The sequence below is a fragment of the Ruegeria sp. YTSA144 genome (assembly GCF_059610125.1).
On the sequence record NZ_JBXWNA010000001.1, the window covers coordinates 1,148,683 to 1,161,077 of the forward strand.

The window sequence follows — 12,395 nt, forward strand, 5'->3', positions numbered from 1 at the left end:
TCAGCCCCTCAGTTCGCGAAGCCGGTGAACCGGCGCACGGGCTGACCGTCTGTCAGCACGGCGCCGCCAGCCACAACAACTTCGTCACCGTCGGACAAGCCCGTCAACACCCGAACATCGCCCGTCTGCGTGGGCTCAATCGTCACCGGAACGCGGCGGACCGTGCCTTCATCCGCACCAACCGGCGAGAATACCATGACGCTCAGCTCGCCTGATGCATCAGCAACAACGGCCGTCGCTGGCACAACGATGCCTGTGCGTTCATCCTGAACCTTTACGTTGACGGTGACGGACGAGCCGGGAAGAATTTGCAACCCCTCGGGCGGGGTCAGGCCGAACTGGATGCGGAAGGTCTGCCCGACGCTGGAGGTTTCAGCGTCAAATTCACGAATTTCCAACGGGAAGACTTCATCACTTACCGGGAACTTGGCGGTGATGGTGATGTCGTCATTCTGGCCCGAGCGTTGGAACAGGATCTCGGGAACGTCGACCTCGATGCGCAATTCGGACATGTCGTGAATGCGGACGATGGGCGTGCCTGCCGATACGGTGGTGAAAGCTTCGACCGCGCGGCTGGAGACCAGCGCGTCAAATGGTGCGGTCAGTGTTGCGTGTTCCAGTTCGTATTCCGCGTCGCGCAGAGCGATCGCGGCCAGTTGCGCTTCGGTCTCTGCGTCATCGACCGCCACCTGGCTGGCCGTGGTGCCACGCAAACGCGACAGGCGCGCGACGGTTCGGTCGGCCTGTTCCTTTTGCAGCTGCGCCCGCTCAAGCCGCAGTTCGAATGGCTCCTGATCCAGTCGCGCGATCAGGCCGCCTTTGGGGATGACAAACCCTTCGTTGACCGGCATCTCGACGATCTGACCCGCGACCTGAAAGGCAAGATCGACCGTCTGCCGTGCCGCAACACGGCCGAAAAACTGGCGGGTGAAGCCGGGCGCCGTTTCGCGCACCTGCATCAGCTTGACCGGTTTCGGAGTATCTTGAGCGGCAATCGGAGTTGCCAGAACGGCCAGTGCAAGGCCCAGAGAGCTCAGGAGTTTCATTTCTTCAGTCCCTCGGGAATTCCCGTTTTCAAAACGTTGTCACGGATTTTGCGCGCCAGTCGCGCGAATTCGGCTGTTTCTTCGTCGTTCAGGCCCGAGGCCCTGTGAAACAGGTCCCCGGCCTCGGCCACCAGCATGTTGCGGGCTTCTTCACCCTGCTCGGTCAGCACCAGCAACCAGGCGCGGCGGTCTTCGGGGTCACGCTCGCGCGTCAGATAGCCTGCTTTTTCCAGCGAATCCGCGGTGGCGGTGATTGTGGACGGTACGCTCAGCATATCCGCAGCCAGGACCCCCATGCGTTTCGGCTGATCCAGCTTGATCAGCATGTGGCATTCGGGGTGGCTCAGGTCGGTCTCGATGCAATCAAACGTCTCTTCCAGTTTCCAGTACAGGGCATACACCCCCATAATCGCCTGAATCTCGGGGCTGAGGCGGCCAAGTCTGGTACTGATATCGTCGGGCATGGGGGATCTCCGCGCGCGTTGGGGCGTCATATACTTCAGTTTCTGAACTATTCAAGATATGAAACTGCCGCGTTGCGCGCATTCCCTTAGGTCAACATACCTTGATCAAATCACACCGTGACTGCATTTTGGGCAAATCCGAAACATTCAGGGCTCGCCATGTATACCCCCGCCATCACCGGTACCGGTGTCTTCACGCCTCAGAACGTCATCACCAATGCCGAGCTTGTCGAGGCATTCAACGCTTATGCCGACAAGCAGAACGCCAAGAATGCCGAAGCCATCGCCGTCGGACAGATGGAGCCGATGCAGCATTCATCCGAGGAGTTCATCGTCAAGGCATCGGGGATCGAGAACCGTTACGTGATGGACAAGAGCGGTGTGCTGGACCCGGACGTGATGCATCCACTGCTGCGGCAGCGCAGCGATGATGAACCCGGCATCATGACCGAAATGGCGGTGGACGCCTGCAACAAGGCGCTGGCACAGGCGGGGCGCACGGCGGCAGATGTTGATCTGGTGATCTGCGCGGCCTCGAACCACGAGCGCGCCTATCCGGCAATTGCGATCGAAATTCAGCAGGAACTGGGGATCGACGGGTTCGGCTTTGACATGAACGTCGCCTGTTCGTCGGCCACGTTCGGCATTCAGGCTGCGGCGGATATGGTGCGGTCGGGGTCGGTGCGTGCGGCGTTGGTGGTGAACCCCGAAATCTGCTCGGGCCATCTGGAGTGGCGCGACCGCGATTGTCATTTCATCTTTGGCGATGTGGCGACAGCGACGCTGATCGAACGGATCGAAGACGCCAAAGGCCCGCATTTCGAGATCTTGTCGACTCGTTGCGCCACGGCGTTTTCCAACAATATTCGCAACAACAACGGCTTTCTGCGCCGCTCGCGCCCTGACGGGCTGACCGACCGGCGTGACATGCAGTTCACGCAGAACGGTCGGAAAGTATTCAAAGAGGTACTGCCGATGGTCAGCAAACATATCAGCGACCACATGAATGCCGAAGGAGTTGGGAACTCTGATCTGAAACGCCTGTGGCTGCATCAGGCCAACAAGACGATGAATGACTTCATCGGCAAGAAGGTTCTGGGCCGCGAACCCGAACCGGGCGAGCAACCAAACATCCTTCAGGATTATGCCAACACGTCATCTGCGGGGTCGATCATCGCGTTTTCGAAGTATTCCGACGACTTGCAGGCAGGGGATCTTGGCCTGATCTGTTCCTTCGGCGCCGGGTATTCCGTTGGGTCGGTGATCGTGAAACGCCACGCCTGATGGCCGGTTTTGTCCGGCCTAGCGTGCCGCAGTCACTTTGAAGACCTGGAATGCCGCATCTTCCGTAGTTTGTACCCGCGTGAGGTAGCCAGGGATTTCACCTGCAACCAAGTGCGATTGCAAACCACGACCCTGTGAGGCCCAGGACCAGAATTCGGCACGCGGCGCGGACGTGCAGAGCATGACGTAATCCACATCCAGCTCGGTCAGACGTGATCCGATCTGAGAAGCGTCCGAGCGGAACAGTTCGATCTGTGCCAGAATTCCAGCCTGATTCCGATGGTAATTGCCCGCCAGAACGGAATGGTCGGTATGGCGCAGAACGTTTGCGGCAAAGTCGAAATCAACAAGAACTCTTCCGGCTGGAAGATCACGCAGGGCCGCATAGGCTTGGGGCGTTTTGCAGGATGCGCCCGAGTTTTGCTGTGACTGTCGGGCTGGCTTCGCGGATGCGGCAAGGGGCGGCCCGGCAAAGCGCCCCAGTTGCTCATCGATACTGGCCCCGGTTTTCGGCGAGATGCAGAGGATGAAAGCAACCATCGCAAGCCCTGACAACGCGCGGCGACTGCTTGCATAAGAGGTGTACAGGACACGCAGGATCTGCGCCTGGACGGCCACCAGCGAAACACCCAGGAATGTCATCATTCTGGACTGATAGAGGAACACCACCAGGCCGGTCACGATCAGGGCCAGAAACAGGGCGTATTCCAGTTTGAACGGGGATCTGACTGCAAAGATCAGGGCGGCTGCCATGCACAGGATCGACATTGCGATCAGGGCCAGCGCTTCGCCCCGGTGCAGTTGCAGAATGACGTTGATCTTCTGGGCTTCCGCCACCTGGCTCAGCCAGTAGTCGCGCATGTCCTGAGGCAGGGCTTCGATCGGATTGCTGAGACAATGCGGGGCGAAACCGTAAGCGCAGGCCAATGTCACCACTCCGACCGCAACACATGCGCCGATGCGGCCCCAAAGCGACCAGCCAGACCCGATCCAGGCCGCAATGCAAAGCCCTGCCGCGGCAACGCTCGCCGGCAACGCCACACTGAGTGTCAGGGCGTCACAGCTTGGAAACAGAAAGGCCTGGTGTCCCGTTGTTGCGAGGCTGGTCAGTACAAGTGTCAGGACCAACCCGATGCCAAACGCCATGGTCGGGCGGCGGGCCGGGTCGCCGTTGACGATCCAGTCAATGGCGAAAAACACGGCGACGAGTGCGATCTGCAATATCGATTCGGTGCCTATCGATACCGAAAGCGCCAGGCAGGCACCCAACAACCATCCGGCATATGGTTTTTCCCTGCGCAATGCGAACAACATCAGGGCCGTGGCGAACAGAAGAATCTGAGCATTGTGGTGATCAAACGAAAAATAGTCGAACTTCCGCGAGTGTTCGAGCGCCAACACACCCACAACCAGCGCCGAAACAGCGCCTTCCCGCGCGCCCAAAACGTTTCCCGTCACGGCAAAGGCCCACAAGGTCAGACCCGCCAACAGTGAGGGCCAGACGAATGCCGTCACCTGAAGGGCCATATCGGGCGGCAAAACCAACCCGAATGTTCCGTAGAGCAAGGCAATCGGTGCGTCGATCAGTCGGGACCAATGCATCAACGTACCGCCCTCGGGGCCCAGCCGATACTGATGGCTGTCGAACCAGCCCTGCCCCTGCAACAGATCCTGCACGACCACCCAGCGCATTACGTCATCAGAGCCTTCCTGATGACCACTCAGGGCCATAAGAACCAGAAGGGCCGCATAGGCGCATACAAAAAATCGCAGAACCACACGGTCTGCGAAAAGACTGTATGTTCCCTGCGAATTCTGCATGGTTCTCTGCCCTTGACGCTCTTGCCCGCGACGGACCTTAAAGGACAGACGTGACTGAATTGAGGCAAAAAACACAGTCAGCGTTTCTGCCTTCTCGCGCATGAAAACGGTTGGGCTGCACAGGCGGAATGTGGCCAGTCATGGGCGCAACGGCTCCCGGATCCCGTCTAGCTGACGCTTTCTTCTTCCAGATGCAGCTTCATCTCGATCAGAACCTGTTGCAGCAAGCTGGTTTCTTTCAGCAGCCGCTTGGCTTCGTTGACCGTGATGATTCCGTCTTCGATTGCGGCCTGATATTCGGTCATCAGCATTGCAAACCGCTGGCTGAGCGCTATGACATCCGAATTGACGCCACCGGTGCGGGGTGTGGCTGTGTTGCGGTCGCTATAGGACAAGGTGATGTTCTTCAGATCCGCCAAAGCCGACGTCACATGCGGATATGTCGCCGCGTTTTCAAGGCGGGCCACCGCGTCCACAGGCATGAACCTGTCCTCGTGTTCAGCATTGTCGGAATAGTATCGTCCCAAAGTGGCCTTGGATTTCCCTGTAATTTCACACGCCGCTTCGATTCCAACATCTTTGACCAGCGCTTCTGTGTGTTTTTTCAGATAGGCCCCGATATCTGCCATTGTTTTACCTTTGTTACCTGCAAACGCCTGCCCGATGTCCAAACGGGGGAAAGCGTGGGTAAATTTCCCATAACCAAGTCATAATTGAAATGTCATACATTGGCTATCCCTCAGATATGCGGGGGATTTTGTGAGTGAGTGGCGGCAGTTCAAGCCGGTAATGAGTGATTGCAGGGTGATATTGTTAAACCTTGCTGCGTTTTGGCCACATGTTGGCCGACGGCGTCGCTGTTGCAGATGTGGGGGTTCCATCCCCTAGAGCGTAGCTCGGCCTCTGCGAACGCAACGGCGACGTCGCTCCATCAAAACGATTGATATCTTGTTCCTTTTCCCCAAGCGTTTTAGACCCGCGTCATGGCAAAGCTGTATTTCAACTATTCAACCATGAACGCGGGGAAATCGACCGTGTTGCTGCAAGCCTCGCACAACTATCGCGAGCGCGGGATGCAGACCTACCTGATGACCGCAGCCATTGACGGAAGGGCGGGTGCCGGACGGATCGCATCGCGCATCGGCATCTCGGAGAAGGCCGATACCTTCACGCCCGGCGACGACGTCTTTGCGATGATCCGAAATCGTCTGAACGAAGGTCCCGTAACCTGCGTGTTCATCGACGAGGCCCAGTTCCTGTCCGAAGCGCAGGTCTGGCAATTGGCGCGCGCCGTCGACGATCTGGACGTACCGGTGCTGGCCTACGGGCTGCGGGTGGATTTTCAGGGCAAGCTGTTTCCGGGATCAGCGGCGCTGCTGGCGCTGGCCGATGAGATGCGTGAAGTCCGCACCATTTGCAAATGCGGGCGCAAGGCCACGATGGTGATACGTCAGGACGAAAACGGCAAGGCCATCACCGAAGGTGCCCAAGTGCAGATCGGTGGCAACGAGACCTATGTTTCGCTTTGCCGCAAACACTGGCGCGAGGCGGTGGGCGACTAGACCGGGTTGGGCAACGCCTCGCCCGCCACAAAGGCCGCCACGTTATCCAGGGCCATGTGTCCCATGCTGCTGCGCACCTCTTCGGTGGCCGTGCCCAGATGGGGCAGCAGGGTGACGTTTTCCATTTCACAAAGGGTCCGGGGTACTTCGGGTTCGAACTCGTAGACATCCAGCCCGGCCCCGGCAATCTGACCCGATTGCAGCGCCGCTATCAGGGCCGCTTCGTCCACGACCTCGCCCCGCGCGATATTGACCAGAATGGCCGAAGGTTTCATCGTCTCAAGAACCTGCGCATCGATCAGGTGTCGGGTTTCTGCACCGCCGGGAACGGCGAGCACAAGGAAATCGACCAACGCGGCGAGTGTTTCAAGGTCAGGTGTGAACTCGGCCGGAAAGTCCAGTTGCTTGGCGCTTCGGGATTGATAGGCCACCTGCATTTCGAAACCGAAATGGCACCGGCGCGCGATGGCCTGCCCGATACGGCCCATCCCGACGATACCGACGCGTTTGCCCGTGACATGATGGCCCAGCATCTGCGTGGGATGCCAACCCTGCCATTGGCCTGCGCGGACCAGCCGTTCGCCTTCGCCCGCACGCCGGGCCGTGCTCAACAGCAGGGTCATGGCGATATCCGCCGTGGCGTCGGTGACTGCGCCGGGCGTGTTGGTCACTTCGACGCCTGCTGCGCGCGCCGCCTCGACATCGATGTGGTTGTAGCCGACGCCGAAATTGGCCAGGAGCTTGCACCGAGGCGCGCCTGCATCCGTAAAAATCCGAGCCGAAAACTGATCGCCCAGCGTGGGCACGACCACGTCGAAATCCGTCAGAGCCGACAGCATTTCCTGTCGCGACATGGGCGCCGTATCTTTGCGAATCTCTACGTCGAACGCGGCGCGGGCGCGGGCCTCGACTGCCGGCGTCATCGGGCGCGTGATCAGCAATTTCATCAGTGCATCCGCCCGCCTGTCGGAACTCGGCCGTCGGGGCCGATCAGAACAATCTCGCCGTTTTCATCGGGCAGACCCAGCACCAGAACCTCGGACATGAACCTGCCGATCTGGCGAGGGGGGAAATTGACCACGGCCATGACCTGTTTGCCCACCAGAGTCGATGGATCATAATGCGCGGTGATCTGGGCCGACGTCTTGCGTTCACCGATCTCATCACCGAAATCGATCCACATCTTGATCGCGGGTTTGCGGGCTTCGGGATAAGGTTCGGCGCGGATCACCTCACCCACGCGGATATCGACCTTGAGAAAATCGTCGAAAGAAATCTCACTCACGTGACAGCTCCTTGGATCGGTCGGTTGCGGCCTTGACGGCACGGTGCAGCAAGTCAGGGAAACCGCGTTCTTCATGCATCAGCACCTCAAGCGCGGCCTGGGTCGTGCCGTTCGGCGAGGTTACGTTGATCCGCAGTTGAGACGGATCCTCATCAGCGGCCTTGGCCAGCGCTCCGGCCCCGGCCACCGTGGATTTGGCCAGTTTCATCGCAAGGTCATGCGGTAGACCCTGCGCCTCGCCGGCTTTGGCAAGCGTTTCAATCAGATGGAACACATAGGCAGGACCGGATCCGCTGAGGCCGGTGACCGCATCCATCTGCGCCTCATCCGTCAACAGAACCGTCTCACCCACCGCCGACAGCAGGTTTTCCGCAAGCGTCAGATCATCAGGGGATGCGTTTGAATTCCCGATCAGCGCGGTGATGCCCTGACGGATGGCGGCGGGGGTGTTGGGCATGGCGCGAATGATCGGCGAATCGCTGCCCAGAACGGATTCGAAGGTGGCAATCGAGGTGCCCGCCGCGACCGAAACAAACAGCGTGCTGCCACCGCCCAGCGCCTGAATGGCGGGCAATGCCTCGCCCATCATCTGCGGCTTGACCGCGACCAACACCACGGCGGGGGCTTCGGGCAGGGGTGTGTTGATGTTGACGCCCTGCGCTTTCAACCAGTCGGATGGGTGCGGATCGATCACCCAAACGGACGCTGGCGGGAGGCCGTGTTCCAGCCATCCCGCCAGCATTGCGGACCCCATCTTTCCGCACCCCAGAAGCACAAGCCCCTGTTCGGCCACACGCGTCATGTCCATTTGCCCCTCCCGCGTTACATGTCGGTTCGGGGCAAAGCTTTACGCCCGGCCGTAGGCCTCTGCAATGGCCACTTGCATGGCTTCTTCTGGTCCTCGATTGCCCCAGGTGACCAGTTGGATCGCCGGATAGTACCGCTCTGCGCTCATGACGGCGGCGGTGATCATCGTGTCGATCTGTTCGGCGCTGGCTGTCTGCCCGCCTGCAAGGACCAGCCCATACCGGTACACCATCAGCTTCTGGTTCGCCCAATAGGTAAAGGCACCTGCCCAGCACTGATCATTCATCTTGTTGAGCAGCTCATAGAGCTGCATTTCCCGCTCGGCCGGCGGTTCCATTTCGAACGAGCACACCATCCGCAGCGTTTCGTCATAGTTGGACCAGGCGAGTGTGATCGAATACGTCCGCCACTGGCCTTCGACGGCCATGGCGATCTGATCGTCCCCAATGCGGTCAAAATCCCAGTCGTGATGTTCGGCCAGATGTTCAACAATGTCGATCGGATGAATGTCTTCTTCGAGATACTGCTCGGAAAGGGCCATAATGCCACCTCACTAATCTCTAGCATTTTGGGGCTGGCAGCGCCCCAGCGCTAGTTGCCTGCTCTACAAACCGGGCTTCCCCCATAGGCCTGTACTAAATATGGTGCGATGTAGCGTTGGTTCTGGCAACCCTATTTGTTGGGGATAACAGCAATAAGTTGTGGACAGAAGGCAACGGGGATCAAAATATTGGATGTCGGGTCAGCTTTGTCTTGATTTAATCCCGTGATGCGTCAGAATGCACGGCACCGCACAATCCCGGCTGGATTGCGCGGCGACAGAGTTTGCCCAAAATTGTGAAAACAGGGAACGCCCGGGGCGTCACTTGTCCTGTCTTGCCTCAAGCGCGGCAATGCGGGCTTCGAGTGCGGCGTTTTCTTCGCGCGCTTTCTGGGCCATGGCGCGGACGGCATCGAATTCTTCGCGGGTGACGAAATCGCGGTCGGCAAGCCAGCGGTCGATCATCGACTTCATCGCGTTCTCGGCCTCTTCCCGCGCGCCCTGCGCGACACCCATGGCGTTTGTCATCAGTTGGGACACGTCGTCCAGGATCTTGTTGCGGGTTTGCATATCTTTACTCCGGTATCGCGGTTGAACTCTATATGGGGAAAGATTGCCGCAGGCTCAAGGTTGACTTGCCCCGCAAACCCCGGGCAATGAGACGCACATGCAGGCTGTTCTGAATTTCCCCGATCTGTCGCCCGAACTGTTCTCGATCTCGCTGTTCGGGATGGAGTTCGCGTTGAGGTGGTATGCGCTGGCCTATATCGCGGGCATCCTGATTGCGTGGCGGCTGGCGGTCGTGGCGTTGCGCCGCCCTGCCCTGTGGCCAGCCGACGGTCCACCGATGAAACCGGACCAACTGGAAGATCTGGTCACCTGGATCATTCTGGGCGTGATCCTGGGCGGGCGGCTGGGTTTCGTGCTGTTTTACCAACCCGGCTATTACCTGTCGCACCCGTTTGAGATCTTGAAGGTCTGGCAAGGCGGCATGGCGTTTCATGGGGGGCTGCTGGGCGTGATCCTGGCCTCGTACCTGTTTGCCCGGCGCCATCGGATCCCGGCCCTGTCACTGGGCGATCTGGTTGCTTACACCGTGCCACCCGGCCTGCTGCTGGGACGGCTGGCCAATTTCGTCAATGCCGAGCTGTGGGGCCGCCCGAGCGAGCTGCCATGGGCCGTCATCTTTCCCGGTTTTGCCGCACAGGACTGCCCCGGCGTGGTTGCGGGAATGTGTGCCCGACACCCCTCGCAGTTGTACGAAGCGGCGCTGGAAGGTGTGTTGCTGGGCGCGCTGTTGCTGTGGCTGGTCTATCGACACGGCGCGTTTCACAAACCGGGCTTTGTCATGGGCACGTTTCTGGCGGGTTACGGCGCATCGCGCTTTATTGTTGAATTCTTCCGCCAGCCCGATGCGCAGTTCGTGTCGCCCGGCAATCCGCTGGGGCTTGCATGGCATGTGGGCGGATATGGTCTGACCATGGGGCAGATCCTGTCGCTGCCCATGATCGCGCTTGGCCTGTGGTTTGTCCTGCGCGCAGGGCGGGCAAAATGAGCCTGACCGATCACCTGATCGCCCGCATCCGACAGGATGGACCGATGAGCGTGGCCGACTACATGGCCGAATGTCTTCTGCATCCCACGCTGGGCTATTACACGACGCGTGATCCGCTGGGGGCTGCCGGGGATTTCACCACGGCACCGGAAATCAGCCAGATGTTTGGAGAACTGATCGGGCTGTGCCTAGCGCAATGCTGGATGGATCAGGGCCGTCCCGCGCCATTCACCCTGTGCGAATTGGGGCCCGGGCGCGGCACTCTGATGAGTGATATATTGCGTGCCACCCGAACCGTGCAGGGATTTCACGATGCTGCCCGGATTGTGCTGGTCGAGGCCTCGCCTGCCCTGAAGCAGGTGCAGGCGGACACCCTGAAGGATTACACACCGAACTGGGCCGACAGCGTCGCAGAGTTGCCGGACCAGCCACTGCTGCTGGTGGCGAACGAGTTCTTCGACGCGCTGCCTGTCCGGCAGTTCCTGCGCGACGGCGACGGCTGGAGCGAACGCTTGGTCGGCGAACGCGACGGCGAATTGCTGTTTGGGCGGGGCCCCAACGGGCCGCAAGTGGCGCTGACTGACAGGCTTTCGGACACCAGGGATGGTGATCTGGTCGAGCTGTGTGCGGCAGCGATCCCCATTCTGACCGTGATTGCCGGTCGGATCGCCAGCCATGGAGGTGCCGCGCTGATCATCGATTATGGCGACTGGCATTCCTTGGGCGATACGCTGCAAGCCCTGCAAAACCACGAGCCCGCCGATCCGCTGGCGTCACCCGGCCAGGCCGACCTGACGGCACATGTGGATTTTGAGCCTCTGGCCGTTGCGACCCGCGCCTGTGGAGCCAGGCATACACGCCTGACTCCGCAGGGCGTGTTTCTGGAACGGCTCGGCATAACCGCCCGGGCACAGGCTTTGTCCCGGACGCTGAGCGGTTCCGAGTTGGACGCCCTGATTGCAGCGCATCGCCGGTTGACGCACCCGGACGAAATGGGAAATCTGTTCAAGGTGATGGGCCTGTATCCGGCCTATGCTGCGCCACCGCCGGGATTGGAGCCATGACACTGGAAATACTGACTTCGGACTTGCTTTCCCCATTTCGTCACGGGTTCTTCACCCGTCGCGGCGGGGCTTCTTCCGGTATCTTCGACGGGTTGAATTGCGGTTATGGATCGTCAGATCAAACCGAAATTGTCGCGCTGAACCGCCGGCGGGTTGCCGACGCGATGGGTGTTGCGCCCGAGGCGATGATCGGCGTGCATCAAGTTCATTCCCCAACAGTTCTGACGGTTGAACAGCCCCTGGAAGGTGAAAAACCGCGCGCGGACGCGGTCGTCACGGCGACACCCGGTCTGGCGCTGACGATTCTGACGGCAGATTGCCAACCGGTTCTGTTTGCCGATCCCGCGGCCAATGTGATCGGAGCCGCCCATGCGGGCTGGCGCGGCGCGCTTGACGGCGTGCTGGAGGCGACTCTGGACGCCATGGAAGCACTTGGCGCGACGCGCCGGAATATCAACGCCGTCATCGGCCCCAGCATTTCCCAACGCGCGTATGAGGTAGGCCCCGAGTTTCTGGACGCATTTATCGCCGATTCTCCGGAGAACAGCCGGTTCTTTGCAAACGGACAGGATGACCGGTTGCAATTCGACCTGCCCGCCTTTGGTTTGCACCGATTGCGGCAGGCCGGTGTCGGGCAGGCGGAATGGACCCGGCACTGCACATATTCCGACCCGGACCGGTTCTATTCCTACCGCCGCACAACACACGCAAACGAGGCCGATTACGGGCGACTGATCTCGGTCATAAGATTGTGATTTTGGCCCAGATTTAGGCACGTCGCCACTTTTCCGCCACATTTGTTGTGTTTATCGGACTCAGAATCGTAACGAGTTTTGCCAGCTATCAGATGGTCTTCTGACGTCCCTGTTTCGGACGCTGGCGTGTTGAGTGAAAGGATGGACCGACCATAAATTTCTTGTCTGCAAAACATCCCGGATAAGCCTTATCCATGCCGCAAACATGCGT

At 59.7% G+C, this 12,395-nt stretch carries 14 protein-coding genes; 5 read left to right on the forward strand and 9 right to left on the reverse strand.

The genetic code is table 11. The features are described from left to right. Nucleotides 1-8: 8 nt before the first annotated feature. Together AC2FF8_RS05760 and AC2FF8_RS05765 are read right to left on the reverse strand one after the other, a co-directional pair. Nucleotides 9-1,046 carry an efflux RND transporter periplasmic adaptor subunit gene (locus tag AC2FF8_RS05760; RefSeq protein ID WP_257599267.1) on the reverse strand — a complete coding sequence of 346 codons (1,038 nt, stop codon included), beginning with the start codon at nt 1,044-1,046 and terminating at the stop codon, nt 9-11. After that, nucleotides 1,043-1,510 carry a MarR family winged helix-turn-helix transcriptional regulator gene (locus AC2FF8_RS05765; RefSeq protein ID WP_170346078.1) on the reverse strand — a complete coding sequence of 156 codons (468 nt, stop codon included), beginning with the start codon at nt 1,508-1,510 and terminating at the stop codon, nt 1,043-1,045. The genes AC2FF8_RS05760 and AC2FF8_RS05765 overlap by 4 nt, the downstream gene beginning before the upstream one ends. A gap of 159 nt (nt 1,511-1,669) precedes the next feature. Here AC2FF8_RS05765 and AC2FF8_RS05770 point away from each other — a divergent pair, with 159 nt between their 5' ends. After that, on the forward strand, nt 1,670-2,794 hold the full coding sequence (locus AC2FF8_RS05770; RefSeq protein WP_496879158.1) for a beta-ketoacyl-ACP synthase III: 1,125 nt from the start codon (nt 1,670-1,672) through the stop codon (nt 2,792-2,794). 18 nt (nt 2,795-2,812) lie between these two features. Here AC2FF8_RS05770 and AC2FF8_RS05775 read toward each other — a convergent pair whose 3' ends face one another. Further along, nucleotides 2,813-4,615: a hypothetical protein gene (locus tag AC2FF8_RS05775; RefSeq protein ID WP_496879159.1), complete on the reverse strand. Its 1,803-nt coding sequence runs from the start codon at nt 4,613-4,615 to the stop codon at nt 2,813-2,815. Nucleotides 4,616-4,782: 167 nt separating this feature from the next. Continuing rightward, the gene (locus AC2FF8_RS05780) at nt 4,783-5,244 is read right to left on the reverse strand and encodes a hypothetical protein (protein ID WP_496879160.1); all 462 of its coding nucleotides are present in this window, start codon (nt 5,242-5,244) and stop codon (nt 4,783-4,785) included. Nucleotides 5,245-5,598: 354 nt separating this feature from the next. Between AC2FF8_RS05780 and AC2FF8_RS05785 the strand changes: the two genes are divergently transcribed. Then, nucleotides 5,599-6,177, forward strand: a complete 579-nt coding sequence (locus AC2FF8_RS05785) for a thymidine kinase (RefSeq protein WP_480683695.1) — start codon at nt 5,599-5,601, stop codon at nt 6,175-6,177. Here AC2FF8_RS05785 and AC2FF8_RS05790 read toward each other — a convergent pair. The 5 genes from AC2FF8_RS05790 to AC2FF8_RS05810 form a co-directional block, all read right to left on the reverse strand. Next, nucleotides 6,174-7,124: a 2-hydroxyacid dehydrogenase gene (locus tag AC2FF8_RS05790; protein ID WP_496879161.1), complete on the reverse strand. Its 951-nt coding sequence runs from the start codon at nt 7,122-7,124 to the stop codon at nt 6,174-6,176. The two genes, AC2FF8_RS05785 and AC2FF8_RS05790, sit on opposite strands and share 4 nt — an antisense overlap. After that, nucleotides 7,124-7,462, reverse strand: a complete 339-nt coding sequence (locus AC2FF8_RS05795) for a tRNA-binding protein (RefSeq protein ID WP_117867910.1) — start codon at nt 7,460-7,462, stop codon at nt 7,124-7,126. Before AC2FF8_RS05795 ends, AC2FF8_RS05790 begins: the two co-directional genes overlap by 1 nt. Continuing rightward, nucleotides 7,455-8,270 (reverse strand): pyrroline-5-carboxylate reductase, encoded by an 816-nt coding sequence (gene proC / locus AC2FF8_RS05800; protein ID WP_496879162.1) that lies wholly within the window; start codon nt 8,268-8,270, stop codon nt 7,455-7,457. The genes AC2FF8_RS05795 and proC overlap by 8 nt, the downstream gene beginning before the upstream one ends. A gap of 39 nt (nt 8,271-8,309) precedes the next feature. Next, entirely contained in the window at nt 8,310-8,810 is a 501-nt protein-coding gene (locus AC2FF8_RS05805; protein ID WP_117867906.1) for a type III secretion system chaperone family protein, read from the reverse strand. Between the two features lie 321 nt (nt 8,811-9,131). Next, nucleotides 9,132-9,380 carry an accessory factor UbiK family protein gene (locus tag AC2FF8_RS05810; RefSeq protein WP_496879163.1) on the reverse strand — a complete coding sequence of 83 codons (249 nt, stop codon included), beginning with the start codon at nt 9,378-9,380 and terminating at the stop codon, nt 9,132-9,134. Between the two features lie 97 nt (nt 9,381-9,477). On the opposite strand from AC2FF8_RS05810, the gene lgt reads away from it, so the two are divergent. From lgt to pgeF, 3 genes are read left to right on the forward strand one after another with little or no spacing between them, the layout of a single operon-like run. Then, nucleotides 9,478-10,365, forward strand: coding sequence for a prolipoprotein diacylglyceryl transferase (gene lgt / locus AC2FF8_RS05815; RefSeq protein ID WP_496879164.1), 888 nt, complete (start codon nt 9,478-9,480; stop codon nt 10,363-10,365). Then, a complete protein-coding gene (locus tag AC2FF8_RS05820; RefSeq protein WP_496879165.1) occupies nt 10,362-11,429 on the forward strand; it encodes a class I SAM-dependent methyltransferase in 1,068 nt (355 codons plus the stop codon). The genes lgt and AC2FF8_RS05820 overlap by 4 nt, the downstream gene beginning before the upstream one ends. Beyond that, nucleotides 11,426-12,184 (forward strand): peptidoglycan editing factor PgeF, encoded by a 759-nt coding sequence (gene pgeF / locus AC2FF8_RS05825; protein WP_170346069.1) that lies wholly within the window; start codon nt 11,426-11,428, stop codon nt 12,182-12,184. The genes AC2FF8_RS05820 and pgeF overlap by 4 nt, the downstream gene beginning before the upstream one ends. Nucleotides 12,185-12,395 lie beyond the last annotated feature (211 nt).